We start from the raw sequence: 24,800 nt of genomic DNA, 5'->3' as shown, positions 1-24,800 counted from the left end.
CCCCGGCGCGGCATACTTCCGCATGCCGCAGACGGGCCTATGGACCGAATCGTCGATATCGAGACCGACCGACAGCATCTCAGTGCCACACGCGGCTTCCTCAGGGTCGAGCGCGAGAGAGAAGAAGTCGGCCGCATTCCTCTAGACGATATCGCGGCAGTTATCGTCCATGCGCACGGCATCACCTACTCCAATAGTCTCCTCGTCGCCCTGGCCGAGCGCAATGCCTTGCTGGTGACCTGCGGCCCCAATCAAAGCCCGGTGTCCTGCGTTTGGCCGATTGAGGGACACCACCTTCAGGGCGCCCGGATGCGCGCCCAGTGGAACGCGGGCAAGCCTCTGCGCAAACGCCTGTGGCGGCAGGTTGTGGTGGCAAAGATCGAAATGCAGGCCGCCATTCTGGCAGCTCATGGCCAAAAGGACGGGGCCCTTCGCGGCTTGGCCAAAAAAGTCCGGTCCGGTGACCCGGAAAACCTGGAGGCCCAGGCCGCGCGCCGCTACTGGCCGCTTCTGTTTGGAGAGAATTTCCGCCGGGACCGTGCCGCGGGCGGTCTCAACGGGCTTCTGAACTACGGCTACACGGTTTTGCGCGCCGCGACCGCCCGGAGCCTTTTGGCGAGCGGGCTACACCCGACCATCGGGCTGCATCATTCCAACCGCAGCAACGCCTTTGCCCTGGCCGACGATTTGATGGAACCCTTTCGCCCCCTTGTCGACCATCAGGTCATCGGGCTCAGAGAGAGCGGGATCGAAGACATCTGCCCCGAAGCCAAAGCCACGCTTGTCGATCTCATGACACTGGACCTGCCGATGCCGCATGGCGCCAGCCCCCTCAGCGTCTCGCTGCAAAGACTTTCGCACTCCCTCGCCGCCGCCTTTGAGGCCGCCGGTGGCGATCTCGACCTGCCTTTAACGCTGCGGCCTCTCGATCTGCCGGCACCGGACAGCGGCCCGGCCCCTTAACACAACGCATGGCAACGCACCTCAGCGGATATCAGCTTATGTGGATTTTGGTTATGTTCGACCTGCCGACCGACAGCCGGGAAAGCCGAAAGAAAGCCACAAAATTCCGCCAGTTCCTGCTCGACGAAGGCTTCGTCATGAGTCAGTATTCCAACTACTTACGCTTTTGCAAAGGAAAGGAGCAGAGTGAAGCCTACATCCGGCGGATCGAGCGGAATCTCCCTGAGCGCGGCAAGATCAACATCCTTATGTTTACCGACAAACAATACGAAAACATCATCAGTTTTTCCGGGAAAACCCGCAATCCCGCCGCAAGAAACCCGGGCCAGCTCGCCCTATTCTAACGCTACAGAAAGATTTTTTGTGAATAATGACCGCTTAAACGTCTTTTTTATCAGATATTTAAGCGGTCACCTATTGTAGCATTCAGATAATCACGGTCCAGCCGCAACCAATACTCTGTCTATATCTACCCATACGCCATTGTAGCATTCAGATAATCACGGTCCAGCCGCAACGGCTCGTCACCTGCGGATCAATCTGGACCTATTGTAGCATTCAGATAATCACGGTCCAGCCGCAACGAGCCGGTGGCGCTGCATGATTATCGGTACATTGTAGCATTCAGATAATCACGGTCCAGCCGCAACTCAGGAGGCCAAGCTCCGCCATTTTTTCTTATTGTAGCATTCAGATAATCACGGTCCAGCCGCAACTGTAGGTCTCGAAGTGCAGCCACTCCACGCATTGTAGCATTCAGATAATCACGGTCCAGCCGCAACTACCGCGACGGCTTTAACCTGGTCAACCTGATTGTAGCATTCAGATAATCACGGTCCAGCCGCAACGAAACGGCTGGTTTGGGACAACTGGCAAAAATTGTAGCATTCAGATAATCACGGTCCAGCCGCAACTTGTCGAGGATCCATCCAATGAAGACGAGCATTGTAGCATTCAGAGAATCACGGTCCAGCCGCAACCCGTTCGCCAGCATGGTCTGCGCGACCGAGATTGTAGCATTCAGAGAATCACGGTCCAGCCGCAACAGTGGTTCATGTGCAATGCAGCCTCTATCGATTGTAGCATTCAGAGAATCACGGTCCAGCCGCAACTGGAGTCGTAGCGTTCGGCGGAATTGGCCAATTGTAGCATTCAGAGAATCACGGTCCAGCCGCAACTACCCGCTCAGGTTCGAGTAGCTGTCAATATTGTAGCATTCAGAGAATCACGGTCTAGCCGCAACTGATAGTGACGGTTAGACCCGCTTCACGTTATTGTAGCATTCAGAGAATCACGGTCTAGCCGCAACACCTGCGCGATGCCGACCTGTGCGATGCCGATTGTAGCATTCAGAAAATCACGGTCCAACGAAGATCGAAATGCGAAGCACCAACCAAGCCGATGGTTGCGTTCGTCTTCCTGCCTAACCCGCCAATGCAAACCGATAGTCCGCCGGCAGCGCCACCTCACGCAGTTCCAGATCTTCCGACGCGCCCGTCATCCCAAAGGTCATCCCCTCCGGAATGACGAAACTACCCCCCCGCGCTCAGGTCCTGCGCCCCCTGCCCTTCGGCCTTCAGGGTCACCGTCCCCTCCAGCACGAAGTAAAACACGAACTCCGCCCCGTGCTTCACCGCCGGAATCCGTGTCGTCCCCTGCCGTAGCCGCCAAACCCGAACACTCGCCAGCCCCTCTGTCGCCGCCGCGATCCCGATGTCCCGGAACTCGATACCCTCCAAACGTCCCGCCTGCCAGTCCGCCTTCTCCGCCTGATGCCGCGCAAAGCGCTGGCCGTTAAAAACCCGCTCCGGATTCACTGCACCATTCGGCAAGGGCATGTCATGGTCGATGCAGGTCATGTGTTCGGCGGGGCAGCCGATTTCGATGACCTCGAAGCCGGGGGAGCATTCCAGGACCCGGTAGCGGATCTCCGGCGGCTGGAGGACGCAGTCGCCCGCTTTCATGGCGAACTGAGGGCCCTGATCCTCGTAGAGCAGGTGCACCCAGCCTTTACGGCAGTAGATCATCTGAAAGCGGGCCTTGTGGAAGTGCACCATGTCGGGCACCAGGCCGCCGTCGTGGATTACCATGTGGGACGCGATGAAACGGCCGCCCTGGCGGTTCGGGGTCAGGTCGCGGTAGCACATTGCTTGTTTCGATCAAAAGAGATCATTGATCGGCGCCTGCGCATTCCAATGGCGGCCGCGGCGCGGAAACAAAGCTCTGCCCGTGAATAGTCCCGCTCACTCACGCGGGCTCCCATCGCTTACGGCAAAGCGGTGCAACAATTCTGTATAGCCCTATTCGAATTTCGAGGAGTGACGGCGCCGGCAAGCGGCAATAGCCTGAAAACAAATAATTTGAGGGTTCACATTATGAAACGGTTATTTGCATTAGGCTTCACCACTGTCTTCCTGTTATGCGGTGCCTCAGCAACGCATGCGCTGCCTCTCACCCCCGACGATGTTTCCGTCGCCGCCTGTGACGGCAGCGCTACCTGCATCGACGTCAATGGAGGAGCAGGCGTTATTCCACTCACTGCCACTGGCACCGCCACGGTGGATATCGATATCCTTTTCGGCCCACGCATCGTGTTGGGCGATCCTGGTTCTGGCCCTCCGCCCTTTCCCGGCTTTCCGTCCCCGCCAAATCCGTGGGAAATCACGCTCACCTTCGCGACGACGAGCGGCAATGCGGATATAACTTGGCCACAGGAGGATGGCGACCTGATGTTCACGGGCCTCGATGGCGGCGCCTCCGACATTTCTGTATTCGCGGACAACATCTTCGATCGACCTCTGCTGCTTGACGCCGGCATACTGACCTGGCGCTTTGACGTCAGTCAGGAACAGGCGGGATTGTTCCCCGGCCTCGGCTTTCTCGACATCCACTTCAACAACGTTCAGTTTGACCTGGACGACAATGCGACACTCACCTTACAGCAGGTCAGAATTGATCCGTCAGTGCCGGATATCGTCGACGTTCCTGACATCGTTGCCGTGCCCGAACCAGCCACGCTGGCGCTCTTCGGTTTCGGTCTCGCGGGCCTCGGCATCGCGCGCCGGCGTAGATCGGCCTGACGCCAACTCACATAGTGCTTAGCACAGGCCTTGGGCGCTTAACACAGGCCTTGGGCGCTTAGCACAGGCCTTGGGCGCTTAGCACAGGCCCTGGCACCCCTGCTACGCTTCGGTCTCCTTGGCGGGTTCCGCCAGCACCGCGTCGACATCCTTCGCGGAGGGCGGCAGCCAGCCCTGGTCCGTGCGCGTGGCGAAGGCGCGACCTTTTCCGAAGATCTGCGCATCGCGCTCGGTCATGAGCATGCGTGACTTCTCCATATAGGCCGGGTTCTCGTGACTGGGAATTTCCGTGGATGGGGTCATGTCCCATTTGCGTGGATGCGGTCAGGTCTCGATTTGTGCGTTAAGGAAGTTGCCGGGACGCGCTTGAAAAAAAGCCCGGCCTCACGCCTTCAACTCCACCCCATAATCCGCCGGCAACGCCACCTCGAGCAGTTCCAAACCCTCCGACGCGCCCACCATCCCAAAGACCATCCCCGCCGGAATGACAAAGCTATCTCCCGCGCTCAGATCCTGCGTCCCCTGCCCTTGTGCGTTCAGCGAAACCGATCCTTCCAGCACGAAGTAAAACACGAACTCCGCCGCGTGCTTCACCGCCGAGATCTGCGTCGCACCCGGCTTCAGCCTCCAGACCTGCGCGCTCGCCAGGCCGTTGGTCGCCGCCGCGATGCCGATGTCGCGGAACTCGATACCCTCCAAACGTCCCGCCTGCCACTCCGCCTTCTCCGCCTGATGCCGCACAAACTTCTGCCCGTTAAAAACCCGATCCGGGTCGACCCGGCCATTGGGCAGCGGCATGTCATGGTCGATGCAGGTCATGTGCTCGGCGGGGCAGCCGATTTCGATGACCTCGAAGCCGGGCGAGCACTCCAGGACCCGGTGGCGGATCTCCGGCGGCTGCAGGACGCAGTCGCCCGCCTTCATGGTGAACTGAGGGCCCTGGTCCTCGTAGAGCAGGTGCACCCAGCCTTTATAGCAGTAGATCATCTGAAAGCGGGCCTTGTGGAAGTGCACCATGTCGGGCACCAGGCCGCCGTCGGGGATCGCGATGTGCGACGCGATAAAACGCCCGCCCTGGCGGTTCGGGATCAGGTCGCGGTAGCGCATGCCCGCCCGGCCGATGCCCCAGGCCTCCGGGCCGCCCATTTTAGTGACGACGAAGGACTGATCGATCGGCGGCAGGTTCAGCGGCGGATCGGCCTGCAACAGTTCGATGCGGGTGCCGTTGGGCGCGGTCAGTTCGGTTTTGCCGCCGGTGAGCGCCCCTGGGTCGGCGCAGCGCAGGGCAAGAACGCCGGGGTTCCTCCCTGCCCCCTTCTCCAGCCGGATACGCAGGCCGTGGCCGGAGATCACCGCCGTCGCGGGCGCATCGGCGGGGAAGATCCGGTCCAGGCGAAACCCCAGTTGCTCGGTGAAGAACGTCAGGCTCTCCGGCAGGCTCTCGCAGGGCAGGACGACTTCGGCGGTCTCGATTGCCGGTTTATCCTGCGGGTGCTCGATTTGGCGGGCTTCGCTTTTACTCATACTCGACTGCGTCTCGTTTTAGGGGGCGGGTTCCATGCCGGCATAGCTGCTCTATTGCGGCGGGTTGGTGGCCCGGCAGAGGGCTTCGGCGCGGGACTTGAAGAGGGTGGCCTGGGATTCGTTGACCACACCGTCGCTGATCATCTGGTCGATCCCCTCATACCGCTCGTCGATGCAGGCCTGATAGGCCGTGTCCTGCGGCGAAGCAGCCTCCTCGGCGACCGGCAGGAAATCGGCCCGGTTGATGTAGAGCGCCAGGGCAAGGCTGGCCGCCGCCACGCCCAGCGCAAGCAGGCGCGCCGCCGGACGGTCGAGAAAGGAACCGCTGCTGGAAGTCGTCATAAAACACCCGGTCGAAGGAAAATGAGAGAAAGCCGCGCCGCCAGGACGGGCGCAGGGCGAAGCCACTTTGAAGCCTACTTTATGATAACCTGATGCGAGAACTCGCGGCCGTTCGAGATGGTGATCTGCTCAAAGCCGAGCATCTTCGCCAGATCGAAAAAGGTGAACCAGTCCTGTACGCCGAACTCCTTGAAAATCGGCAGGACCCGCGCCGAGGCGGTCAGGTTGGCGAAGATCGCGCGAGCCCGGAACAGGGTATCAATCCGCTCGTCCTGCAGCGCCACGATGATCAGCTTTTCCGCCTGTTCCCCCTTGGCGAAAATCGCCGCTTCGGGCGGATAGGGGCTCTTCAGCTTCTCGTTGGTGATCCCGGTGACAAACCCGATCCGCTGGGACCGGCCGACCCCGGCGAGCTTCTGCGCCCGGGCTTCGTAGATCTCTACCTCCATGGGCTCCGGATAGTAGTAGCCCGCGTGCCGGTCGTCCGCTCGCAGGCCGTTCCCGCCCGCCACTGCCGAAAACACCAGCATTACTGCGCCCAGCGCCAATACCCTCAATTCCGCCGCCGGAAAAACCCGCGTCATCACACACCTTCGCAACATGTCGGCCCCCGTTCCCATTTATTGTTCTTGCGTTAAAGTGCATTCACATCCGATCTTTGACAAGCGCGCTCACGCGACGGCGGCTTTCCCGGGTTCCGGAGTCTTCTCCGTGAGATCAGAAGAGCCGATGCCCGGAGCGCACAAAATATAACGATCCGGAACCGGCAGCGTCTTGATGCGGGTTCTCATCCGGAGCGCAACAGACTCTCTTGCGGGACATCGCGTCGAGAAACATGGGGTAGTATGACCGATCCACGCCTCGCCTTCGTGGCCAACGGCACCGATGAAGCCAATGCGGCGCAGGAACGCCTCGCGCAACGCTACAGCCATGTCAGCCCGGAGGAGGCCGACGTGATCGTCGCGCTGGGCGGTGACGGCTTCATGCTGGAGACCCTGCACGCCCACCTGGACCGCGGCGTTCCGATCTACGGCATGAACCGCGGCACCGTGGGCTTCCTGATGAACGAGCACAACGAGGACGACCTGGTCGAGCGGGTCACCACCGCGCGCACGGCGACGCTTCACCCGCTGCGCATGACCGCGACGACCGTGGCGGGCGAGAGTTTCGACGCCCTGGCCATCAACGAGGTCTCTCTGCTGCGTGAAAGCCGGCAGGCCGCGAAGCTCAAGATCAAGATCGACGATATCGAGCGCATGGAGGAGCTGATCTGCGACGGCATCATCGTGGCGACCCCGGCGGGCAGTACCGCCTATAATCTCTCGGCCCACGGTCCCATCGTGCCGATCCGTGCGGCGCTGCTGGCGATCACGCCGATCAGCGCTTTCCGGCCCCGGCGCTGGCGGGGTGCCCTGCTGCCCAACACCACCAAGATTTCCTTTGAAGTGATCGAGCCCCTGAAGCGCCCGGTCAGCGCAACCGCCGATTACACCGAGATCCGCGATGTAAAGGAGGTCTCGGTCTACGAGGATCCGAGCGTCGAACTGGACCTCCTGTTCGATCCGGAACACAGCCTGGAAGAGCGGATCGTGAAGGAACAGTTCATCGTGTAGATCAGATCAAGGTTAGATGGACTCGCTAACAGCGGTCACCCGACCTTATGAGTCCGGTCTAACGATAAGGTTTAGAACGTGATCCGGTCTAACGACGGACGAGCGGCCCGCGGCAATCAGCGTTGCGATCGGACCGACCTCTCCCAGGTCCGGATTGGCCGGATCGGGGTTGACCAGGCCGGGGTCGGCCAGGTCAGGGTTGGCCAAATTCGCGTTCGCCAAATTCGGGTTAGCCAAATTCAGGCCGGCCAGACGAGATGAGCCAGACGAGATGGGCCAAACGAGATAGGCCAAACGAGACAGGGCGAGATGCAGGTCTCAAAGATATAACCCGGATCAACGACCTCACCTGAAACAGGCGTCAGACACTTCGCCCCGCCCCGGGGTCGCTTCGGCTATCGGGGCCGATAACGCGCGCGGATCGGCGCCTTGGGGGATAAGTCCGGGCAGGCTGTGGCATTTGTATGTCAAAAAGAAGTGCTGCACACCGGAATCGGCAGGGGATATCGATCCAGGCGGCAGCACAAGAGGTGGAGGTTTTTTCACAGAGGCAGTGAAAAACCTGAACCGGTCCGGGTCCCAATCCGTCGGTCAGTGTCTGGCCCAATTGCTCTGTTAAAAGGCGCTCAAAGGCCGCGCAAACTGGGGGGAGCCGGTCGACGATCTTGACGGAATGCATCAAGATCAACCGCATCCCAACGCCAGGCGGGCAAACCGGTCACGCAGGGAACGGCTCGTGGTTTGCCCAAACCTGGATAATGTCAGGATACAATTTTCTAATTCATCCTATCGACAGGGATAAGACAGCTGTCCTTTCGCTCACTGACGTCGCTCAGGCCCTCCAGAAGGGCTTCGCGACCTCTCCACCGACGTCGGCACGCGACAGTCCCATGTCGCGCAGGCGGCGGTCGCTGAGCGAGGCCAGATGGTGGCGTTGAGTCGCGCGATCCTGCCAAATGAGCAGAGTATTAAAGACATAGAGGACGACACGCGGTAGGAGCAAAAAGACGTCAGCCGGGGTTTTCAGGGACAAGCCAATGGGCTGCTCGTGGGTGTGCAGGGTGTAATTTGTCATCTCTCTTCTCCTATCCTTCGTCCGGCGGAACCGATTTCGACCGGACTGTCGTTCGTCTTGTGTTCTTAGAAAGTATTGTGGATTGCGGATTTCTTCAAACGATGTTATTTGATGCATCGGATTAGATTTATTGATCTGAGTTCATGGTTCGTAAACTTCCTCCTCTGAACGCCCTGCGCGCCTTCGAGGCCGCGGCCCGGCACCTCTCCTTCACCAAGGCGGCGGAGGAGCTCTTCGTGACCCAGGCCGCGGTCAGCCATCAGATCAAAACGCTCGAGGCGCATCTCGGCATCCAGCTCTTCCGGCGCCTGAACCGGCGGCTTCTGCTGACCGAAGCGGGACAGGACTATTTCCCGGTGCTCCGCGACGCGCTGGACATGATGAACCGCGCCACCCAGCGCCTGCGTTCCCAGGACAGCAGCGGCAATCTCAAGGTCAGCGCCCTGCCCTCCTTTGCCGCGAAATGGCTGCTGCCCAGGCTGCCGCGTTTCACCGAAAAGAACCCGACCATCGATGTCTTGATTTCAGCGAACGACCAGATCGTGGACTTCGATCAGGACGATTTCGATCTGGCGATCCGCTATGGCTCGGGAAATTATCCGGGTCTGCGGGTCGACCGGATGATGGGTGACCGGATCTTTCCGGTCTGCAGCCCCCGCCTGCTGGAAGGCGATAAGCCACTGCAGGCCCCGGATGATTTGAGCCGGCATGTCCTGCTGCACGACGACATGGCGCGCACTGACGCCTCGGCGAATGACTGGCAGGGCTGGCTCCGGGCCGCGGGAATCACCACGGTCGATCCAGACCGGGGCCCGGCCTACAGCCATTCCAGCATGGTGATTCAGGCCGCGATTGAAGGCCACGGTATCGCCCTGGGCCGCACCTCCCTGATTGGTGACGATGTGGCGGCCGGACGGCTGGTCTGTCCCTTCGGACCGGTCATACCGGGACCCTTCACCTACTATCTTGTCGGTCCGGAAGAGACTGCTGATCAGCCGAAGATCCAGGCTTTCAAAACCTGGATCCAGCAGGAAGTCGCGGCCTTCTCCTACCCCGAAACGCCCCTGCACTGCGGCGAACAACTGGTTCCGGAGGAATGTGGCCCCGGATAACGCGAATTAACCCGGCCGGGAGATACCGGGTCCGAAACCCCAGATAAGCGCCAGACGCAGGTCCGGTCCGCGTGCGTGTATCTGGCATTTTTGCCGAAGCTCTGACATGCTTCGCACCCGGTTCACAGCCTCACCCGAGGATCATCCATCGTCGATATCGCCGCCATACCCGCTGAAGTGACAGCCGCCAGCATCGCGATGCTCGAGCGTCTGGTGGCCTTCGATACGACCAGCCGCAACTCCAATCTGGAACTGATCCATTCGGTTCGGGATTATCTCTCCGGTCTCGGTGTGGCTTCGCAGCTTTCCTTCGACGAAAGCGGCCGGAAGGCCAACCTTTACGCAACCATCGGACCGGACGACCGGGGCGGGATCGCCCTCTCGGGCCACAGCGACGTGGTACCCGTCGACGGCCAGGACTGGTCATCGGACCCCTGGACAGTAAGGGCCGCTGACGACCGGCTCTACGGCCGCGGCACCTGCGACATGAAGGGCTTTATCGCCGTTGTGCTGGCGCAGGTTCCAAAGCTTTTGAACGCTGACCTTCAGCTTCCTGTCCACCTCTGTTTATCATTTGACGAGGAGGTCGACTGCGGCGGCGTCAAGCGTCTCCTGACGTTTCTAGAGACACAAGACGTTAGGCCGCGTGCCTGCATTATCGGCGAACCGACCGAGATGAAGGTCGTGACCGCGCATAAAGGCGGTGTCGGTTACCGCTGCGACGTCCAGGGTCATGAGTGTCACTCGTCTCTGGCGCCTCGAGGCGTGAATGCGGTTCAGGCAGCCGCTCGTATCATCGCAGAGCTGGACGGCATGGCCCGCCGCAAAGTCAGCGAGGGTCCCTTCGACCATGATTACGACGTGCCGCACACGACTCTGCAGGTTGGTGTGATCCAGGGCGGGACCGCGCTGAACATCGTGCCGGCGGACTGCAGCTTCGACTTCGAAATCCGGAATATTCCGCAGGACGATCCGCAGACTCTGTTTGACGAGATCCGTAACTACGCAAGAACCGAGATTGAACCGGCCATGAAGGCCATCGACCCGGATTGCGGCGTAAACTGGCAGACCTTCTGCGATTATCCGGCGCTCTCGCTTGCCGAAGACAGCGACCTCGTCACCCTGGTCCAGAGCTGCGCCGAGGCGAATGCGATAGCAAAGGTGGCCTTCTGCACCGAGGGCGGCTTTTTTCAGAACCGGGGCATTCCGACTATTGTCTGCGGTCCCGGATCGATTGCACAGGCCCACAAGCCTGACGAATTCATTTCACGGCAACAACTGGCCGCCTGTGAGGCTTTTATGGAACGTCTGACAGAGCGGCTTTGTGACGAGAGCATCGTCGGTCACAAATTCTGATGTATTGATCGGGAAAAGATCCAAACCTTATGACGAAAACGATCATCTTCGACCTTGGCGGTGTCCTGATTGACTGGAACCCACGCTACCTCTACCGCAAACTCTTCGACACCGAAGCCGAGGTCGAAGACTTCCTGACCCGGATCTGCACGCACGATTGGAACGAACAGCAGGATGCGGGACGGCCTTTCGCGGAAGGCATCGCCTTGCTCACCGAGAAGCATCCGGAACAGCGGCATATGATCGAAGCTTATTTCGATCGCTGGAGCGAAATGCTGGGCGGGGCCCACGACGGGACCGTCGAGGTCCTGGACAAGCTCCGCGGGCGTGACGTCCGGCTTTTTGCGCTCACAAATTTCTCCGCGGAGACCTTTCCCGTCGCACGTCAGCACTATGAATTTCTCAGCTGGTTCGAAGGCATTCTGGTTTCAGGCGAAGAAGGCATGAAGAAACCGGACCCCGGAATCTTTCATCTGCTGGCGGACCGCTACGGCTTGACGCTTGAAGGCGCCGCTTTCATCGACGACGTGCCGAAAAACGTGGAAGCTGCGCGCCGATTGGGTGTGCATGCCATTCACTTCACATCGCCGACGGAGCTTCAGCGGGAGATAGACCGCTTCCTGGCATGACGAAACCACAGCACACACCCCTTGAATAACAAACCGATACGGTCCTCACTTGTCAAAAGCCGAACCGCCCTCCGATACCTCCAGAAAGCCAAGCCTTCAGACCACCCTTCTCGCCCTGACGATCGGCGGTCTGGGCGGCTGGATCGCGACCATGATCGCCATTCCCCTGCCCTGGATGATCGGCAGCATGGTGACAGTGACCGTGGGGGCCATGCTCAAGCTGCCATTGGCCCTGCCCAATCGGCTGCGCAGCGTCATGGTCGTGGTTCTGGGAATCATGCTCGGCAGCGGCTTCACGCCGGCGATCCTGCCTCAGCTCGGCGACTGGGCACTCAGCCTCTCGACCCTGGTGCTCTACGTGATTGTCTCCGGTGCCATCGGCATCTGGTACTTCCGGAAACTCTGCGATTACGGTCCGATCACCTCCTACTTTTCGGCCATGCCCGGCGGCCTCTCTGAAATGACAGTGGTCGGTGGCGAAATGGGTGGGGACAGCCGCAAGATCTCGCTCACGCATGCCTGGCGTATCCTTACCGTCATCATGACCCTGCCGTTTCTGTTTCAACTCTGGCTGGCTTATGACCCGGCGACCCGTCCATCCGTCGGTCTGCCCATGACGGAAGTTCCGTTGGAGGATATGGCGCTCCTAACCGCTTGCGCCGTGGCCGGGTATTTCATCGCCAAGGGCCTGCGTATCCCCGCCGCCGCAATCGTCGGCCCAATGATCCTGAGTGCGGCCGTGCATCTGGCCGGCTGGACCACCGCCAATCCGCCAAGCGAGCTGATTGCCGTCGCTCAGGTGGTGGTCGGCGCCGCCATCGGCTGCCGCTTTGTCGGTATCAGCCTGGCCTTTATCGGGAGAAGCATAGTTGCGGCAACCGGCGGCACCGTTATTCTGGCTGCGATCTCGCTCCTCTTTGCCTGGGTGTTGCACAATGTGACCGGGCTCTCCTTCGCGGCGCTGTTTCTGGCCTTTGCGCCCGGCGGGCTCGCTGAAATGAGTCTGATCGCGCTCTCTTTGTCTCTCGACAGCGCCTTTGTCGCCACTCACCATATTGTCCGGATCTTCATCATCGTGGTCTGCGCACCGCTGCTGTTTAAAATTCTGCAGCAGCTCTGGGGCGATCCGCGCAGCGAGCAAGCGGAATAGATCAAGGCTGCGGCCGCCGAACCAAATCAACGGCCCCAGCCTCACGACGCGCGATCAGCGTCCGGTTTCGAGCTTGCCCCTCACCAGCTTTTCATAGAGACGGCTGCGTGCATCCGGCGAGGCAGGTTTCACCCAGTCATAGCCGATCGCCCGCCAATCCTCATCCGCCGGGTCAAGGCCCATCGTGCGGATGTAATCCGCTTCGACAATGAGGTACTGGTTCCGGTAAGCGAGCAGATATCCCCCGCTCTCACGATGGATTCTCCGCGCTTCCTGATAGCTCGCCACCCAGATATTGGTGTGCGCGCCGCAGCGCCCGGGATACAGCAGTTTTCCGAAATCACTGGAATTCTGACCGCGCAGAACCTGCGCTGCATGAGTCCAGCCTTCGAAGCCTAGTTCCCGTGCCAATGCACTAAGACCGTGCCGCCGCTTTATAAGCGCCTTGAGAGCCGGATCTTCAAGTTTAGGATTTTCATGGACTTTTCGAATGCGTGCCAGTGCCGCCGGATCACCGTCGGACGCTTTGCGGTGTAGCAGGCGCGCCTCGTTTTTCAGCCTGTCGATAACATCAACCATAACCGTTTCTCCTACTCAGGACCGTCCCGCTCCATGTGATCCAAGAGAACCGTTGGGATGACATTGGAAGTTTCGAGCCAGGGTGAGGAGTCTTTCGGCGGGCGAGGCGCCCCTGGGCACCTGCTAAGCCGTTCATACCGGAGCATACAGGAGATTTCAATCGCTATTGGCAGGCAACGACGAACCGGTTTCAGCACTTTCTGAGATAAAGTCTGCTATTTGACACACCCGTTAAGGATTTCCGGGGGTCAGAGTCTCCAGGATCGATCATTACTTCCGGGACGGCTTGGCGGACATGAACTCTTTTCTTCTTCCGTTTTTGCTGACCGTCGCCATGGCCGTACCGCTTCTCTGGTATCACCTGGACGGAACGGATCCTCTCGACATCGCAGTCCGGCCGCCCAGCCAGGCGGAAATCGATTTCGCGAAGACGCGCGAGCAAATCGATAATCTTGGGGCCGATCTCGCCCGGCAGGCAAGACAAGGGCCGGCGAGACAAGAGCTGACCGACAGTGGCGATGCAGTGGTCATCGTCGACACAGCAGCGCCCGGTTACTAGGTTAAGGACACATAGTCATTGATGGTCTTGATCGGATCTTGCTGGGTTTTTTAGGCAGACGAGGCCTGGAAAGCGAGCCCATAGGCCCGTTAAGAAGCGTCAACGCACCTACGACCCGGCAAAATACGGCCCGCCTGGGACGTAATCCCCAGGCGATAAGATAATCAGTTCTGGGAACCACGTTCTGGGAACCACGTTCTGGGAACCACGTTCTGGGAACCACGTTCTGGGAACCACGTTCTGGGAACCACGTTCTGGGAACCACGTTCTGAACAACGTCGTGTCGCCCGTCTTTCAGCTGTGGGGTCACGACGCTTCAGCACCGCTCCACTCTTAACTCATCGACAGAAAACATAATTCTATCGTCAAGACCGTCAAAGACTAGGCGTTCTCAACCCAGACAAGGGGAACAATGACCTGAAGCGGTCATGAATCGGTAGAGATTTTGTGATACCAAACGAGCGGCCAGATCATGTAGGTCGCTGCGGAGAGTTGCCTCCTCATCTTCCAAGAATTTTTCTGTTGAGGCCAAGCTGCCCGTCATCGTCATCGCCAAGTCGGTCATCGCCACGACGTAAACGTCTTCCTGCGGCTTACAGGCTGAGACTACGAACTCAGTCGCTCTCTCGACAACCAGTTCCCCACCACCGTAACTGGCCGACAGGACCTCTACCTGCTCGAGGACACAGGCTTTGTATTGTTCGTTTTCAGTCCCTGCCTTGATTAGATTTTGTCCCAGGCCGCATCCAGTCAAAAGAAACAGGGGCAGGGCAGCTGAAATTCTCCAAAACATGATGTGTTTTCCTTCCTACAAGGCGGAGGCCTTATCAGGCGTTTGGATTGAGGGAAGTGGTCTCGCGATAAGAAGATGGATCAACGCTTCCGCGACCAGAAGATTCAGAACCCAACAAAGCACCATAAAGCAATCTCTTAAGAAACCTGTGGGCTCAACGCCAAAGGTGACGATCCATGAAATTCCAAGCAAAGCCTGTGTCGAAGCGCCCTGACCAATGGCATAGGCCCTAAGCATCGAAGCCCCGTGACTTTTGAAGGAACGCGCCCTGACGGCAATGATCGCCCAGGCGAGCAGTCCGATCATTGCGAAACCAAGGATAATCCGCGCAGAAAACAAAAGGCTGCCTTGAATGGCCTCGGGGAAGGTAAAGTAGACGGTCATCCACAACCCGGTGCTTGCCGACAGAAACCCTGCAATCACCATCACGCGACCGATCATTCGGTGTATTGCCGGGCGGCAGCGCCTCAAACTTGGCAGAAATTGTATCGCCCCTGCGAGGCAGAATACGAAACTGCCCGAGACGTGGAAAATGACTGGCCAAGGGTCGGCTATGGCCCTCGGATTTCCCGGAAGAACAGCATGGCCACCGGCAAGTTCAACAAGCCTTATCAGGCCACCGAACGCAGGAATTGACGAGAAAACAACAATCAAAATCAATGTTGTCCATTCACGTCCGGTTAGAATGTTCATCACACTCCCTCTAATTTGGCCCTAGGTCGAGATCAGTCTTCGTTGATGGCGCCCATATCAACATCGGGCTGGCCGGTTTGAGTGGCACCCGTCTGGTTCCAAGTACCAATCCGGCACCGCGTATCCGAGTGTTTCTCCAGCGCAGATGGCGGGTTTCTATATCTTCAAATTTGAATTAGAAATTGCCAGAATCTGCAGATATGATATTCATTTTTGAATGAGAAATCGAAACACCGCATTCGACTGGTCGCAGGCACAATCCTTTCTTGCTACCGCTGAAACGGGATCTCTTTCCGGCGCCGCTGAACTACTGGGATTGTCTCAGCCGACCGTGGGGCGGCATGTCGCTGCTCTTGAGAGTGATCTTGGCCTGTTGCTATTCGATCGGATCGGGAAATCCTTGGCGATAAATGACAAGGGTCTAGCCCTGGTCGCTCACGCGAAAGCAATGAAGGAAGCGGCGGACCTATTCAGTCTTGCGGCGCTGGGACAGGATCAAAGGATCGCAGGTCCTATCAGCGTCACCGCAAATGATGCTTATTGCGCCTATATCTTGCCGCCGATCATCGAGCGCATCCGGCTTACCTATCCCGAAGTTCAAGTGGAGATCGTTTCATCCAACGACGTTCAAGACTTGGGGCGCCGTGAGGCAGATATTGCCATCCGCAACGTTCAGCCCAAACATCCCGATCTCTATGCCAAGCGCATACGGACCACAAAAGCCTATCTCTACGGAGCAAGCTCTTATCTCGACGTTATAGGACGCCCTGCAACGCTCAACGATATCAGCGAGCGCACTACCTTTCTCGGGGACTCATCCGGGCGCGTATTGCAGATGTTGTGCGCAATGAACGGAGCGATTGCGGCCGAACAATTCGGCATCGTCGCCAACTCCGGGGTGGCGATATGGGAGGCGGTTAAGCGGGGACTGGGCCTCGCCGTTATGTTTGAAGATCTCGCAAATATCACATCCGGGGTGGAGGCTGTCTTGCAAAAGGAGGTCTCTGCCGAAGTTCCTGTCTGGCTTGTCACTCATGGCGAGCTCAAAACCAATGCCAGGATGCGCGCCATCTTCGATATCTTGTCCGAGGAGCTTGCAGCCAGAAACGCAACTGGTTAAATGCAACGAGCGCCCCACCATGTCGGTTCGTGGCTGATTTTCCCCCTACCGAGGTTCGCACGAATACGTCGCGAGTTGGGTGCTAAACGGACATCCTGCAGAGTGGCAAAAAAAACCGGTGCGCGTTAATGAGTACACGGCCTGTTTCAGATCACGTTCGATGGAATCGCTGAGGGCGATCTATCGTGCGTGTGATTCTGGACTAGAGCCTGAGCCTGAACTTACTCTTATCTAGAACGAGCTATGACATCTTTGCCGTAATCCCTCCGTCGACGATCAATTCCGTGCCGGTGATATAGCGCGCTTCATCGGATGCGAGAAAGAGCGATGCCGACGCGACATCCCAGGCGTCGCCCATGTGGCCCATGGGACACTGCGCGTCACGAATCTCGATCATCTTGTCGATATCGCCGTCGGCATAGGCGTCTTTCAGCGGTTCGCGGATCATCGGGGTGTTCATCAGGCCCGGCGAAACCACATTGGCCCTGATCCCTTTTGCTGCGTATTGCAGGGCAATGGAGCGGGTAAAGGGCGGAATCGCCCCCTTGGTGGTGCTGTAGGTGATGTATGGTATGCCGGTCCAGCGAAGACCGGCTATCGACCCCACATTCACAATCGCCCCCCTGCGCTGGCGTTCCATGACGGGCAAAACAAATTTGCAGGTCAGAAACATGGATTTCAGATTTACAGAGATGACCTTGTCCCATTCGGCTTCGCTCAGCTCTACAGGTCCGCTCGAATCCAGGATCCCGACATTGTTCTGCAGGATATCGACCGTCCCCCAGCGCGCAACGCAGTCCGCGACCAGCGCCTCAACCTGCTCCGCTCGGGTCACATCGGCTTGCACAGCGGCGGCCTCAAAGCCCTCGCCCGTGATGATGCCGGCCGTTTCCTGTGCAGCTGCTTCGTCAATATCGACACAGAGCACCTTCGCGCCCTCGCGGGCAAAGAGAACGGCCGCAGCCTTGCCATTGCCCCAGCCCGGGCCGGACGACCCCGCCCCCACAACGATCGCAATTCGGTCCCTCAGTCGCCCGCTCATCGCCACCCGCCTTTTGTTGATTTCATAAAGAGACCCATCCTAACGGCTTTCGCAGCGCTCCGAAGAGTAAATCGGCGTTGCAGACTCGGCAGCGCTTTGGCACAAGAGGGTCTGTTGCCAAATGACGGACGGATCCCTTCGGGACTCCGCCCCTGCGCCCGCTTGATGGAATTGGTAGACATACAAGACTTAAAATCTTGAGGCCGTCAGGCCGTCCCGGTTCGAGTCCGGGAGCGGGCACCATTCAAAAAATCTTCGATTTCTTCGCGGCTGGTATTTGTTACGGGCGTTTGGAGATATTAGATCTTTCTGCGCGCTCATATTTTCAAAAATTACAAATAATTACGAAAAGAAAAATACATGGAACTTATAATTATTTTACTAGGTGAGTTTTTGTTGTTTCCCGTTATTACGGCGATTGGAGCTCTCGTAAATTTATTGGCTGGCGTTGTTGGCTTGACGTTTGAATTGACACTCTTCACGGCCTCCTCGTCAGGCAAGAAAAAGACTCAAGTGCCGGCGCCTGCGCGCCCCAAACGGAAGTTTCCATTCAGGATTGCGGCCAGAATCGCAGGCGCCTCGTTTATTGTCGTTCTTGCTCTCTTGGTGGCGGTAAACATGTTTTTATTTGAACCGACCGCACATTTCATTGCTTCCAAAGTGCAAGACAAAACCAAGATGGAAATCTCTTTTTCTTCCGTAAGCGGAAATGTCTTTTCAGGCAGGCTAAAGCTGGAACAGCTGCAGGTTCAAAGAGAAAACCATGCGCAACTCGATTTCGACATATCGGTTCAGAGCGCAAGTCTGGATATTGACGTCTTCAGTTTGCTCTCAAATCCCATTTCCATAGAAACTCTGGCTGTCAACGGCGTCAAAGGAGCCATTTGGCACAAGGCAGAACAAAGAGATGCGAGCCTGGACAGGCCAGATGAACCTGGCAAATCAGGCATTGGACCTAAAGACGGAAATGAGGTCGAGGAGAATTTGCCAATCAGGAGGCTAGAAGCGAAGAAAGCATTCGTTATCAATGACCTGGCGATAAATGACGTTGAGCTGGATGTTCATAAAAATAGTAGCGAGCCCATAAGCTTGGCCCTAAATCAGATTCAAAGTGCGCCATTCCGAAGTAACTATGCGGTCTTTGATACTTTCTTTAGATCAAACATTGAAGGCAGTTTGAGCGGTCATGAGATTACGATCTCCACGGAAGAGACAGATGGTGGCCGTAAGACCAGGTGGAAACTGGATAATCTTCCCGTGAACCTGATCAATAGCTATGTGCGCAAGGCACCGTTCAGTTGGTTCAGAAGCGGCACGATTGACATTTTGGTGGAGGATGAATGGCAGCGCCGTGAAAATGCCGAAATTGAAATGGACTGGAACATGCTGCTGAAGGGCGTTGTTGTTGAAGCGCCTGAGGACGCATCTCTTCTCAGCAAAGCTCTTGCGTATCCCCTCGCGAATTACATCAATGAACGTGAGGATGATGTAGATCTCCGCTTTTCTTTCGTGATGAATGAAAAGCAATTTGAAAACACACTGTCTTTGGATGCTGCTGGTCTTTGGGATGCCGCTTTAGATGCCTTGTCCAAGAAAATCGCTGACCTGGCGGGCAGGAAAAAAGAAGAGATAAAACAGGGCGTCGAAGGTGGAATCCAGGGCTTCAAAGACTTCCTCGATAAGAAGCGCAACAAAGAGTAGCGAGAACTTAACGGATATCCCGCTTCCCCGATTTCCCAGGACATCGTTTAATGCTTCGTTCAGTGCAGGCGGCTCGTTCGGCTTAATCCGACGCTGTACTCTTAGAATCGTGCTGGAAAACGCTGTTTCTCAGCCAACAGAAAGGTGAAGCTTATGTTGCTCGATAGCCCGATTTGCGATTTTGGCTGGCCTGCGCCGGACTTCTCGCTGAAAGATCCCGCCGGCCGGGCCTTCACACTGAAAGAGCAGTTGGGCGGCAAAGGATTACTCATTGCCTTCATCTGCAACCACTGCCCCTACGTGAAGGCAATCGGGGAGCGTCTTGCCGAAGACACCAAGCTGCTGATGTCAGAAGGCATCAACGTCCTTGCCATCATGTCCAACGACTATCGGCGCGTACCTGCCGACAGCCCGGAGAACATGGTCAGGTTCGCAGCCGGCTATGGCTTCCCCTTCCCTTACCTGGTTGATGAAGATCAATCGGTGGGCAAAGCCTACGGCGCGGTCTGCACTCCGGATTTCTTCGGCTTCAACAAGGACGGCGCGCTGCAGTACCGCGGCCGTCTCGACAATGCCGGCATGGGGAACCCGGAGGGACGCACAAGAGAGCTAGTCGATGCAATGCGCCAGATCGCCGAAACCGGCCAAGGTCCGCGCGAACAAATCGCCTCCATGGGCTGTTCGATCAAGTGGAGCTAGAAGCTCTGCAAAAAAACGACAACTTTAAAGGGCTCATCAGATCATCTTCCCCTCAAGCTCGCGGGCAAAGGCGTTGAGCTCTTCGACAGGCAGATCGCCGACAACCATCAGACTGAAACCGTCCTTGGCCCAGTGCACGATGTTAAGACCACTGCGCACTTCGTTTGTGGCTGCCTGGTCGGCCTCGTCCAGCCGCACAATGCAGAACGCAATCGGGATGTCGTCCTGGTAAAGATAGGCCAGCTGCGCCAGAGGCTGCTCGCCGAATTTCAGGATCTGCGCCCGCTTGTAGTCCAGCCCCGCAACCTGCGAAACCGCATCCGGCAAAGCCAGACCGAGCGCCTCACCGACGCGCAGAAGCCCTGCCGATTGGGCGATGGGATCGGTCTGAGCCGTTGAGAGGGTCTCGCGGGTGTAAAGCGCCTGATAGTCGGCAACCGCCTGACGCCAGATCTCGGCTTCCGTCTGCACAGCGGCCATGATGTCGGGCTTTTGAACCTGATTGGTGCCGTAACCGGCGGCAAAGCCGACCATAAGGGTAACCGCAATGCAGGCGGCCATGGCCGGACGCCACCAACTGCGCGCAGCATCATCCTTCGCAGCGACCTGGTCTGTGGTCTCAGTCGGATCTGCCTGGACTAGTTCCGCCCGAGCCTGATCTGCCCGAGCGTGATCTGCCCGAGCCTGATTCGCCTGTATTTGTTCCGCGTGCGTGTGCGCCGCAGCCGCGAAGGCGGCTTCGAGTTCGGCAACGGGTGCCTGATCAAGAAGACCCTCAAAGGCTTCGGCCCAGGGGCGATCGCCGTCCTGCAGCAGCGCGAGGCGCGCGCGCAGTTCCTGATTGCCTTCCAGCGCGGCCTCGAGCGATGTCCGCTCGTTCTGTGTCAGTTCGCCATCGACATAGGCGACGAGCATCTCGTCTGTCACGGGCCTGCTGTTCACTTCGCTTGTCATTGTCCTGTCTTCACTTGTCGTCTCGGGCCACCGTCTTCCGCACGTCTCAGGGCAGCAAGCTTGAACCTTGCTGCCGCAAGCCTGCTCATGATGGTGCCAATGGGCACTTCAAGCGTCGCCGCCGCCTCGGCGTAGGTTAGGCCCTCGACGTAAACCAGCAAAACCGCACTTCGCTGCGCTTCCGGTAATGCCTGTACTTCCGCCAACACCTCAGTCAGTAAAATATTCGTTTCTATTTTTTCCGCGCCGTCGGAGACCAGAACCTCTTCGGCATCGACAAAACCGCCGCCGCGCCGGATACGTTCCGCCCGCAACTCGTTCTTCCAAAGTGAGGCCATAATGGAAAAAGTCCAGCGGTCAAGATGTGTCCCCTCCTGAAACTGCTCGGACCTCTGCAGCGCCCGCAAACAGGTCGCCTGCACCAAATCGCCGGCGATCTCCTCGTTGTGAGACAGCACCATCGCAAAGCGCCAGAGCCTGGAAAGGAGTTCCGGCAGGCCCGACTTGACCGGGTTTTGACGCGTGTCTGTCATTTGCCTCTGCGTTTTCATCGGTCGTCTGTGGTCTCGGCGCGCAAGAGTAACGGAGAACCGTCAGGTCCCAAACCAAATTCAGTCCGGATAAAGGAATTCCGCCCTAAGCATGTGATACAGATAAATATTCTCCCTTTTCCTAACTTAGGAACGAAGAATGCCTGTCTGAGTACCAAAAGGCTTGGCGAAGTCCCTGAGAATGACTGCCATGCGTATTTCACCCGCCGAAAGGAAAGCCTCTCAATCAGCTTTAAAGCAAACTATGAGGTGCCGAAACCGGTCGAACTCGTAAATCCGGCTTATTGCGCCGGTAGAGGTCACATGGCCCTCAGCCCATCGGATGCAAGCGCACCGCTGCCGGGAAGAGGCCACAGTCACGTGCTCGTGATGCTTCGCGAGCGGGCTGAGACAGATAAATCCACCCGGTTCGTCCCCTTTAGGCGGAGGGCTCAAGGAGGAGGCACCTGCGCTGAATCGAGGGCCTCGAGCACCGCGGCCCTATCGCAATAATCCTCGAGAATGTGGCTGACGCCAAGCCCGCTGAGACGTGTGCGAACCTCTGGCACGACAGCCATTCCCACCAAAGGCATACCGACAGCACGGCAGGTCTTTGCGTCCCATTCCCCATCGCCAACATAAACAACGCGCTCGAAGTCTTTGTTTGCGTTTTGAATTGTTGCGCGCGCCTGCGCGATGGCCATGATGTCCTCGCGTGCCAGGGCATCATTTGCGCAGCCCATCGGAATCTCCGCATGGGCAATGTCCGCACCGCCAAGCTTGGCGCGCGCCGTTCGCTCCCAGCCCCCCGTCGCAATCGCAATCGTCCAGTCCGGATGTTCGTTCAGGTGCGCCAGCATGGCCCGCGCGCCCGGCACCTCAATCTCATCTCTCGGCAGGGTCGAAAGCAGCCTTTGCCACAGGGATCCGAAATGCTCTTCGGTCGCCGCCAACGACGCTCCCTCGGGATCGCGGCCGAACTGCCGACGGAAGACTTCCTGAGTGATGCCGCTGTCCGTCACATGCCGAAAACTGTTCCACTCGAAGGTCTCCCTCCGCACACCCAAGACGTCGACCAGCGCTTGCCAAAAGAGACGATCTTCATGCGGATCGCTTCTCACCAGTGTCCCATCGATATCGAAGATGACCAGCTTCATTGAGATACTCCCGAAGTCAGTGTCCGCGCAGCGGCGCTGCTGCAGGCCGCGCATCTATGGCGTGGGCATAACACGCCGCCCCCTTCCTTGCGTCAAGATAGCAGAGGAGAAAACAACAATTGAATCAGGAAGTTCAGAGAGGAGCTTAATGCCTGAGCACGCGAAGAACGTCATCAATGAGAGTAACGATTTCCCCGGTCGCCTCAATGTCCCGGTAATCGCGGTCGAGCGAGCGGTCAAGCTTGTGCGCCATTTCCCGCGCTAACTCCAGCTTGATGATTGCATCGTCCAGATTCAGCGCGTGCTGGCCGATGATCAAACGGTCCAGTTCGGCAATGCGTGTCTCGTCGTGCTCACCCGCCCCTCTCAGAAGGCGGGCCTTGTGGATAGCAAGTTCGTTCAGTGTCAGCATAGTTAATCGTATCACAGCTTCGTGAGAATTTCTCTGTGTAATCTTCGAGGTTGTGTTTTTTTTGCCACTCGAGCCCACAGATTGAACGGACGGGCAAACACAACTAGCGTCTGTTGAGTAGAATCCGCTTTCACGCATTTATTCGGGATTGCATTTCCGCCACCAAACAATCATAGGTGTATTGACATTAGTGTCGAATTGGATGCAGTATAATCACCTGCGTTGCTGGTAAACCGGTGACGAAATAGCCGCCGCAATGCCTGTGCGGTGACTCCTAGAGGACTGTCGCCCAATTCGCTCAGTGCAACATTGAGTTGAAGCCTCGACATAACGCCGAGTTGAATATTCAGGGTTGATCTGAGTCGAAAGTGAAAACCACTTGCGTGGCTTTACCTCGGGAACAAGAAGCGAAATAACGGGAGCCTCCATTCGGCAGGCTCCCGTTTATTGATTCGGCCACCCAACTGGCCTCGCCTGCCCGCAGCCTCCGGATCGTCAGCTTCGCCGAGTAAGAAAAATTCTTTCTGATACAATACGCTATGTTGCAGTTTTCAGATTTGAGTGCGCTTGGAGACCCGGCAGGAGATCTGAGATCATTTCGGCAACGCGCTCAGGAGCATGAGAAAACTCCACGCCCAACGTCCCTTTCTCCAGCCTGACGACACGGCCGCCGCAATGCACTGAACCCGGCATGATCAGCGTTACCTCCGCTCCGATCTCCAGCTCGATTTCGGTTTCAAGACGAACGCCACTGATCGACGCATCTATCACAGTACAGGGAATCCATGCGCCGCACCCGGTCTGCAGCCTTACCGGCAGACGCGCTGAAACCCGTGGATAGTTCCGCCGATCCAACGCACCGCCTTTATCGGTCTTTCTCAACATGATTAGCGAGCCCGCTGCTTTCTTGTTGTGCCGGCTTGTTGTGCCGGGTCTCCGGTCGCGCATCGGCGCAACAGGCTACCGCCGCATTGAATCAAAAGAGTTCGTCCACACCTATGTAAGCCGGCAAGGCATTCTCGGGCAGATGCCCAAGGTGTCAGGTTAAGTTCCCGGTCCTTGGCGATAGCATCCAAAGACGTCTAGCTTTATGAGTGTACAAATTGAGCCTTGCCAAGACCTTAAGCCTGCGAATGATACTGCGACCGCAGGCTCACGGGATGCGCAGAGAATACCAGGCTCAGAGATCAGAAAGCAGAACCGGAATGACCGATAACTCTCAGGAAAACAAAGAAGTCTCGTCGATTTCAGGCTATCACGCCCACGTCTACTATGATGCTGCCTCTAAGGCCCGAGCCGCCCGTTTGCGCGTGGCCATCGAGGAACGGTTCGACGTGGAATTGGGCAGATGGCGAGATGATCCCGTCGGCCCACACCCGACCGGAAGCTACCAGGTGGCATTCTCGCCCGCGGTTTTCAGCGAGATTATCCCCTGGCTGGCCCTCAATCGAGATGGCCTGACGATCTTCACCCACACAGAAACCGGCGATCATCTCTCGGACCATCGGGACCACGCCATCTGGCTGGGGGAACAGCAGGACCTGAAACTCTCGATTTTCGAGTAAGGCGACGCCCGGCGAGCACAGCGCCTCTAGGGTCTGTACTCAATTGGTGCTTTTCGTGACATTGGAACTGTGATTCAAGCTTTCTGATGATAGGAGGTTTGGATGGGCAGAAAGTTATTTTATCTAAGCGACGAAGAGTGGTCCCGGATCGA

General features: G+C 57.7%; 29 protein-coding genes, 1 tRNA gene and 1 CRISPR repeat array. Of the genes, 14 read left to right on the top strand and 16 right to left on the bottom strand.

Annotated elements, in window-relative coordinates:
• The first annotated feature begins 39 nt into the window (after positions 1 to 39).
• Both cas1 and cas2 read left to right on the top strand, forming a co-directional pair.
• Positions 40 to 963 (top strand): type II CRISPR-associated endonuclease Cas1, encoded by a 924-nt coding sequence (gene cas1 / locus FKG95_RS14935; protein ID WP_142897201.1) that lies wholly within the window; start codon positions 40 to 42, stop codon positions 961 to 963.
• Between the two features lie 38 nt (positions 964 to 1,001).
• Positions 1,002 to 1,307, top strand: a complete 306-nt coding sequence (gene cas2, locus FKG95_RS14930) for a CRISPR-associated endonuclease Cas2 (protein WP_142897200.1) — start codon at positions 1,002 to 1,004, stop codon at positions 1,305 to 1,307.
• A 72-nt stretch (positions 1,308 to 1,379) separates the two neighbouring features.
• Positions 1,380 to 2,338: direct repeats of the CRISPR family, unit length 36 nt; unit sequence ATTGTAGCATTCAGATAATCACGGTCCAGCCGCAAC.
• Positions 2,339 to 2,495: 157 nt separating this feature from the next.
• On the opposite strand, the gene FKG95_RS14925 is transcribed toward cas2, so the two are convergent.
• The gene (locus tag FKG95_RS14925; protein ID WP_142897199.1) at positions 2,496 to 3,110 is read right to left on the bottom strand and encodes a cupin domain-containing protein; all 615 of its coding nucleotides are present in this window, start codon (positions 3,108 to 3,110) and stop codon (positions 2,496 to 2,498) included.
• Between the two features lie 228 nt (positions 3,111 to 3,338).
• Here FKG95_RS14925 and FKG95_RS14920 point away from each other — a divergent pair, with 228 nt between their 5' ends.
• Positions 3,339 to 4,043 (top strand): PEP-CTERM sorting domain-containing protein, encoded by a 705-nt coding sequence (locus FKG95_RS14920; protein WP_142897198.1) that lies wholly within the window; start codon positions 3,339 to 3,341, stop codon positions 4,041 to 4,043.
• Between the two features lie 102 nt (positions 4,044 to 4,145).
• Here the strand turns inward: FKG95_RS14920 and FKG95_RS14915 are convergent, their stop codons facing one another.
• From FKG95_RS14915 to FKG95_RS14900, 4 genes are all read right to left on the bottom strand, one after another.
• A complete protein-coding gene (locus FKG95_RS14915) occupies positions 4,146 to 4,346 on the bottom strand; it encodes a hypothetical protein (RefSeq protein ID WP_142897197.1) in 201 nt (66 codons plus the stop codon).
• Positions 4,347 to 4,427: 81 nt separating this feature from the next.
• Complete coding sequence (locus tag FKG95_RS14910; protein WP_142897196.1) at positions 4,428 to 5,567, bottom strand: cupin domain-containing protein; 1,140 nt, start codon at positions 5,565 to 5,567, stop codon at positions 4,428 to 4,430.
• A gap of 51 nt (positions 5,568 to 5,618) precedes the next feature.
• The gene (locus FKG95_RS14905; protein WP_142897195.1) at positions 5,619 to 5,909 is read right to left on the bottom strand and encodes a hypothetical protein; all 291 of its coding nucleotides are present in this window, start codon (positions 5,907 to 5,909) and stop codon (positions 5,619 to 5,621) included.
• Between the two features lie 74 nt (positions 5,910 to 5,983).
• The gene (locus tag FKG95_RS14900) at positions 5,984 to 6,493 is read right to left on the bottom strand and encodes a molybdopterin-guanine dinucleotide biosynthesis protein A (protein WP_142897194.1); all 510 of its coding nucleotides are present in this window, start codon (positions 6,491 to 6,493) and stop codon (positions 5,984 to 5,986) included.
• A 261-nt stretch (positions 6,494 to 6,754) separates the two neighbouring features.
• Between FKG95_RS14900 and FKG95_RS14895 the strand changes: the two genes are divergently transcribed.
• The gene (locus FKG95_RS14895; protein WP_142897193.1) at positions 6,755 to 7,522 is read left to right on the top strand and encodes an NAD kinase; all 768 of its coding nucleotides are present in this window, start codon (positions 6,755 to 6,757) and stop codon (positions 7,520 to 7,522) included.
• A gap of 45 nt (positions 7,523 to 7,567) precedes the next feature.
• Here FKG95_RS14895 and FKG95_RS29685 read toward each other — a convergent pair whose 3' ends face one another.
• On the bottom strand, positions 7,568 to 7,729 hold the full coding sequence (locus FKG95_RS29685) for a hypothetical protein (protein WP_179954105.1): 162 nt from the start codon (positions 7,727 to 7,729) through the stop codon (positions 7,568 to 7,570).
• A gap of 625 nt (positions 7,730 to 8,354) precedes the next feature.
• Complete coding sequence (locus tag FKG95_RS14890) at positions 8,355 to 8,597, bottom strand: DUF1127 domain-containing protein (protein WP_142897192.1); 243 nt, start codon at positions 8,595 to 8,597, stop codon at positions 8,355 to 8,357.
• A gap of 143 nt (positions 8,598 to 8,740) precedes the next feature.
• Here FKG95_RS14890 and FKG95_RS14885 point away from each other — a divergent pair, with 143 nt between their 5' ends.
• From FKG95_RS14885 to FKG95_RS14870, 4 genes are all read left to right on the top strand, one after another.
• The gene (locus FKG95_RS14885) at positions 8,741 to 9,709 is read left to right on the top strand and encodes a transcriptional regulator GcvA (RefSeq protein WP_142897191.1); all 969 of its coding nucleotides are present in this window, start codon (positions 8,741 to 8,743) and stop codon (positions 9,707 to 9,709) included.
• 177 nt (positions 9,710 to 9,886) lie between these two features.
• Complete coding sequence (argE, locus tag FKG95_RS14880) at positions 9,887 to 11,065, top strand: acetylornithine deacetylase (RefSeq protein ID WP_246116796.1); 1,179 nt, start codon at positions 9,887 to 9,889, stop codon at positions 11,063 to 11,065.
• A gap of 29 nt (positions 11,066 to 11,094) precedes the next feature.
• Positions 11,095 to 11,694 carry an HAD family hydrolase gene (locus tag FKG95_RS14875; RefSeq protein WP_142897190.1) on the top strand — a complete coding sequence of 200 codons (600 nt, stop codon included), beginning with the start codon at positions 11,095 to 11,097 and terminating at the stop codon, positions 11,692 to 11,694.
• Between the two features lie 49 nt (positions 11,695 to 11,743).
• Complete coding sequence (locus tag FKG95_RS14870) at positions 11,744 to 12,844, top strand: AbrB family transcriptional regulator (RefSeq protein WP_246116795.1); 1,101 nt, start codon at positions 11,744 to 11,746, stop codon at positions 12,842 to 12,844.
• Positions 12,845 to 12,898: 54 nt separating this feature from the next.
• On the opposite strand, the gene FKG95_RS14865 is transcribed toward FKG95_RS14870, so the two are convergent.
• The gene (locus FKG95_RS14865; RefSeq protein ID WP_142897189.1) at positions 12,899 to 13,423 is read right to left on the bottom strand and encodes a hypothetical protein; all 525 of its coding nucleotides are present in this window, start codon (positions 13,421 to 13,423) and stop codon (positions 12,899 to 12,901) included.
• Between the two features lie 295 nt (positions 13,424 to 13,718).
• Between FKG95_RS14865 and FKG95_RS14860 the strand changes: the two genes are divergently transcribed.
• Positions 13,719 to 13,982 (top strand): hypothetical protein, encoded by a 264-nt coding sequence (locus FKG95_RS14860; protein ID WP_142897188.1) that lies wholly within the window; start codon positions 13,719 to 13,721, stop codon positions 13,980 to 13,982.
• A gap of 391 nt (positions 13,983 to 14,373) precedes the next feature.
• On the opposite strand, the gene FKG95_RS14855 is transcribed toward FKG95_RS14860, so the two are convergent.
• Both FKG95_RS14855 and FKG95_RS14850 read right to left on the bottom strand, forming a co-directional pair.
• Entirely contained in the window at positions 14,374 to 14,775 is a 402-nt protein-coding gene (locus tag FKG95_RS14855) for a hypothetical protein (protein WP_142897187.1), read from the bottom strand.
• 15 nt (positions 14,776 to 14,790) lie between these two features.
• Positions 14,791 to 15,468, bottom strand: coding sequence for a DUF2306 domain-containing protein (locus FKG95_RS14850; protein ID WP_142897186.1), 678 nt, complete (start codon positions 15,466 to 15,468; stop codon positions 14,791 to 14,793).
• A 217-nt stretch (positions 15,469 to 15,685) separates the two neighbouring features.
• Here FKG95_RS14850 and FKG95_RS14845 point away from each other — a divergent pair, with 217 nt between their 5' ends.
• Entirely contained in the window at positions 15,686 to 16,588 is a 903-nt protein-coding gene (locus tag FKG95_RS14845) for a LysR family transcriptional regulator (RefSeq protein WP_142897185.1), read from the top strand.
• A gap of 241 nt (positions 16,589 to 16,829) precedes the next feature.
• Here FKG95_RS14845 and FKG95_RS14840 read toward each other — a convergent pair whose 3' ends face one another.
• A complete protein-coding gene (locus FKG95_RS14840) occupies positions 16,830 to 17,630 on the bottom strand; it encodes an SDR family NAD(P)-dependent oxidoreductase (RefSeq protein ID WP_142897184.1) in 801 nt (266 codons plus the stop codon).
• Between the two features lie 156 nt (positions 17,631 to 17,786).
• On the opposite strand from FKG95_RS14840, the gene FKG95_RS14835 reads away from it, so the two are divergent.
• The 3 genes from FKG95_RS14835 (at position 17,787) to FKG95_RS14825 (ending at position 20,030) form a co-directional block, all read left to right on the top strand.
• Positions 17,787 to 17,873, top strand: a tRNA-Leu gene (locus FKG95_RS14835).
• Positions 17,874 to 17,990: 117 nt separating this feature from the next.
• The gene (locus tag FKG95_RS14830; protein WP_142897183.1) at positions 17,991 to 19,331 is read left to right on the top strand and encodes an AsmA family protein; all 1,341 of its coding nucleotides are present in this window, start codon (positions 17,991 to 17,993) and stop codon (positions 19,329 to 19,331) included.
• 153 nt (positions 19,332 to 19,484) lie between these two features.
• Positions 19,485 to 20,030: a thioredoxin family protein gene (locus FKG95_RS14825; RefSeq protein ID WP_142897182.1), complete on the top strand. Its 546-nt coding sequence runs from the start codon at positions 19,485 to 19,487 to the stop codon at positions 20,028 to 20,030.
• Between the two features lie 36 nt (positions 20,031 to 20,066).
• Here FKG95_RS14825 and FKG95_RS14820 read toward each other — a convergent pair whose 3' ends face one another.
• The 5 genes from FKG95_RS14820 to FKG95_RS30460 all read right to left on the bottom strand — a co-directional run bounded on the left by FKG95_RS14820 (position 20,067) and on the right by FKG95_RS30460 (position 23,968).
• Positions 20,067 to 20,984 (bottom strand): anti-sigma factor family protein, encoded by a 918-nt coding sequence (locus FKG95_RS14820; protein WP_142897181.1) that lies wholly within the window; start codon positions 20,982 to 20,984, stop codon positions 20,067 to 20,069.
• Positions 20,981 to 21,517 (bottom strand): RNA polymerase sigma factor, encoded by a 537-nt coding sequence (locus tag FKG95_RS14815; protein WP_218940206.1) that lies wholly within the window; start codon positions 21,515 to 21,517, stop codon positions 20,981 to 20,983. The genes FKG95_RS14820 and FKG95_RS14815 overlap by 4 nt, the downstream gene beginning before the upstream one ends.
• Positions 21,518 to 21,966: 449 nt before the next feature.
• Positions 21,967 to 22,671, bottom strand: a complete 705-nt coding sequence (locus FKG95_RS14810) for an HAD family hydrolase (RefSeq protein WP_179954104.1) — start codon at positions 22,669 to 22,671, stop codon at positions 21,967 to 21,969.
• A 145-nt stretch (positions 22,672 to 22,816) separates the two neighbouring features.
• Entirely contained in the window at positions 22,817 to 23,083 is a 267-nt protein-coding gene (locus FKG95_RS14805) for a hypothetical protein (protein WP_142897178.1), read from the bottom strand.
• A gap of 537 nt (positions 23,084 to 23,620) precedes the next feature.
• Positions 23,621 to 23,968, bottom strand: coding sequence for a PilZ domain-containing protein (locus FKG95_RS30460; RefSeq protein WP_425456763.1), 348 nt, complete (start codon positions 23,966 to 23,968; stop codon positions 23,621 to 23,623).
• Positions 23,969 to 24,288: 320 nt separating this feature from the next.
• Here FKG95_RS30460 and FKG95_RS14795 point away from each other — a divergent pair, with 320 nt between their 5' ends.
• Positions 24,289 to 24,648: a DOPA 4,5-dioxygenase family protein gene (locus FKG95_RS14795; RefSeq protein WP_142897176.1), complete on the top strand. Its 360-nt coding sequence runs from the start codon at positions 24,289 to 24,291 to the stop codon at positions 24,646 to 24,648.
• Positions 24,649 to 24,800: the final 152 nt, after the last annotated feature.

It is taken from the genome of Denitrobaculum tricleocarpae (genome assembly GCF_007004665.1).
Lineage (GTDB): Bacteria > Pseudomonadota > Alphaproteobacteria > Kiloniellales > Kiloniellaceae > Denitrobaculum > Denitrobaculum tricleocarpae.
This window is presented reverse-complemented; position numbering and strand designations above follow the sequence as displayed.

Bases quoted from the DNA above. Each gene is read 5' to 3' on its own strand.
- FKG95_RS30460 (WP_425456763.1), bottom strand. From the start codon at position 23,968: ATGTTGAGAAAGACCGATAAAGGCGGTGCGTTGGATCGGCGGAACTAT.
- FKG95_RS14875 (WP_142897190.1), top strand. From the start codon at position 11,095: ATGACGAAAACGATCATCTTCGACCTTGGCGGTGTCCTGATTGACTGG.
- FKG95_RS14915 (WP_142897197.1), bottom strand. From the start codon at position 4,346: ATGACCCCATCCACGGAAATTCCCAGTCACGAGAACCCGGCCTATATG.
- FKG95_RS14900 (WP_142897194.1), bottom strand. From the start codon at position 6,493: ATGACGCGGGTTTTTCCGGCGGCGGAATTGAGGGTATTGGCGCTGGGC.
- FKG95_RS14860 (WP_142897188.1), top strand. From the start codon at position 13,719: ATGAACTCTTTTCTTCTTCCGTTTTTGCTGACCGTCGCCATGGCCGTA.
- FKG95_RS14865 (WP_142897189.1), bottom strand. From the start codon at position 13,423: ATGGTTGATGTTATCGACAGGCTGAAAAACGAGGCGCGCCTGCTACAC.
- FKG95_RS14920 (WP_142897198.1), top strand. From the start codon at position 3,339: ATGAAACGGTTATTTGCATTAGGCTTCACCACTGTCTTCCTGTTATGC.
- FKG95_RS14910 (WP_142897196.1), bottom strand. From the start codon at position 5,567: ATGAGTAAAAGCGAAGCCCGCCAAATCGAGCACCCGCAGGATAAACCG.
- FKG95_RS14825 (WP_142897182.1), top strand. From the start codon at position 19,485: ATGTTGCTCGATAGCCCGATTTGCGATTTTGGCTGGCCTGCGCCGGAC.
- FKG95_RS14890 (WP_142897192.1), bottom strand. From the start codon at position 8,597: ATGACAAATTACACCCTGCACACCCACGAGCAGCCCATTGGCTTGTCC.
- FKG95_RS14850 (WP_142897186.1), bottom strand. From the start codon at position 15,468: ATGAACATTCTAACCGGACGTGAATGGACAACATTGATTTTGATTGTT.
- FKG95_RS14855 (WP_142897187.1), bottom strand. From the start codon at position 14,775: ATGTTTTGGAGAATTTCAGCTGCCCTGCCCCTGTTTCTTTTGACTGGA.
- FKG95_RS14895 (WP_142897193.1), top strand. From the start codon at position 6,755: ATGACCGATCCACGCCTCGCCTTCGTGGCCAACGGCACCGATGAAGCC.
- FKG95_RS14795 (WP_142897176.1), top strand. From the start codon at position 24,289: ATGACCGATAACTCTCAGGAAAACAAAGAAGTCTCGTCGATTTCAGGC.
- FKG95_RS14815 (WP_218940206.1), bottom strand. From the start codon at position 21,517: ATGACAGACACGCGTCAAAACCCGGTCAAGTCGGGCCTGCCGGAACTC.
- FKG95_RS14830 (WP_142897183.1), top strand. From the start codon at position 17,991: ATGGAACTTATAATTATTTTACTAGGTGAGTTTTTGTTGTTTCCCGTT.
- FKG95_RS14840 (WP_142897184.1), bottom strand. From the start codon at position 17,630: ATGAGCGGGCGACTGAGGGACCGAATTGCGATCGTTGTGGGGGCGGGG.
- FKG95_RS14845 (WP_142897185.1), top strand. From the start codon at position 15,686: ATGAGAAATCGAAACACCGCATTCGACTGGTCGCAGGCACAATCCTTT.
- FKG95_RS14925 (WP_142897199.1), bottom strand. From the start codon at position 3,110: ATGTGCTACCGCGACCTGACCCCGAACCGCCAGGGCGGCCGTTTCATC.
- cas1 (WP_142897201.1), top strand. From the start codon at position 40: ATGGACCGAATCGTCGATATCGAGACCGACCGACAGCATCTCAGTGCC.
- FKG95_RS14905 (WP_142897195.1), bottom strand. From the start codon at position 5,909: ATGACGACTTCCAGCAGCGGTTCCTTTCTCGACCGTCCGGCGGCGCGC.
- FKG95_RS14885 (WP_142897191.1), top strand. From the start codon at position 8,741: ATGGTTCGTAAACTTCCTCCTCTGAACGCCCTGCGCGCCTTCGAGGCC.
- cas2 (WP_142897200.1), top strand. From the start codon at position 1,002: ATGTGGATTTTGGTTATGTTCGACCTGCCGACCGACAGCCGGGAAAGC.
- FKG95_RS14805 (WP_142897178.1), bottom strand. From the start codon at position 23,083: ATGCTGACACTGAACGAACTTGCTATCCACAAGGCCCGCCTTCTGAGA.
- FKG95_RS14820 (WP_142897181.1), bottom strand. From the start codon at position 20,984: ATGACAAGCGAAGTGAACAGCAGGCCCGTGACAGACGAGATGCTCGTC.
- FKG95_RS14810 (WP_179954104.1), bottom strand. From the start codon at position 22,671: ATGAAGCTGGTCATCTTCGATATCGATGGGACACTGGTGAGAAGCGAT.